The sequence below is a fragment of the Pseudonocardia nigra genome (genome assembly GCF_019396355.1).
Taxonomy (GTDB): Bacteria; Actinomycetota; Actinomycetes; order Mycobacteriales; family Pseudonocardiaceae; genus Pseudonocardia; species Pseudonocardia nigra.
Genome location: NZ_JAHKRK010000480.1, coordinates 1 through 1,187 on the forward strand (window position 1 = coordinate 1; position 1,187 = coordinate 1,187).

General features: G+C 70.2%; 1 protein-coding gene. It reads left to right on the top strand.

The window, feature by feature from the left end; all coding sequences use genetic code 11:
* Positions 1-1,187, top strand: a 1,187-nt coding sequence (locus KME75_RS41735) for an IS701 family transposase (RefSeq protein ID WP_219420526.1), incomplete at both ends; no start/stop codon positions are given.

Here is a 1,187-nt window from a genome sequence, read left to right on the forward strand (position 1 = left end):
ATGGACCAGGTCAGGCCGCGGCTGGAGGCGTTCGCCGCCGAGATGCTCGGCGGGCTGGCCCGGTCGGACCAGCGGGCCAAGGGCGAGCTGTATCTGCGCGGGTTGCTGCTGGACGGTAAGCGGAAGTCGATGCAGCCGATGGCGGCCCGGCTCGGTGTGGACCATCAGCAGTTGCAGCAGTTCGTGACGTCGTCCACGTGGGATCACGTGGAGGTACGCAAACGCCTCGCTCGGTGGGCCGATGGGTACATCGAGCCCGAGGCCTACGTCATCGACGACAGCGGCTTCCCCAAAGACGGAGTCGACTCGCCCGGCGTGGCGCGCATGTACTCCGGGACGTTGGGGAAGGTCGGGAACTGCCAGATCGGGGTCAGCGTGCACGCGGTGACCGACTGGGCATCGGCAGCGATCGACTGGCAGCTGTTCCTGCCGAAATCGTGGGACGAGACCACGGCAGAGAGGGCCGCGGATCCGGCGCTCGTCGCCGAGATCACCCGTCGTCGCGCCCGGTGCAAGATCCCCGATCATGTGCGCCATCGGGAGAAATGGCGCCTGGGGCTGGACATGCTCGACCGGATCCTCGGCGCGGAACCGGACGGGGGCTGGGGGTTGCCGGCCCGGACCGTCGTCGCCGACGCCGGCTACGGCGACATCACCGAGTTCCGCCTGGGCCTGGCCCAGCGCGGCCTGTCCTACGTCGTCGCGGTCAAGCCCACGACCAGCGCCTATCCGGTCGATGCGGTGCCGGTCACCCCGCCGTATGCCGGCCGGGGCCGACCACCGACCCCGCGCTACCGCGACGACCCGACCAACCTCGCCGGCCTCGCCATCGTCGCCGGCCGCCGCGCGCTGCGGCGCATCACCTGGCGCCACGGCTCCCGCAAAAATGCGCGCAACCCGACCGCCGCGATGCGCTCCCGCTTCCTCGCGCTGCGGGTCCGCCCGGCCAACCGTGACATTCCCCGCAACCCCGACGGCACCCTTCCCGAATGCTGGCTGCTCGCTGAATGGCCACCGGGCAAGGCCGAACCCACCGACTACTGGCTGTCCAACCTGCCAGCCGACACCCCGCTGCGCGACCTGGTCCGCCTGGCCAAGATCCGCTGGCGCATCGAGCACGACTACCGAGAACTCAAAGACGGCCTCGGCCTGGACCATTTCGAGGGCCGCAGCTACATCGGCTGGCA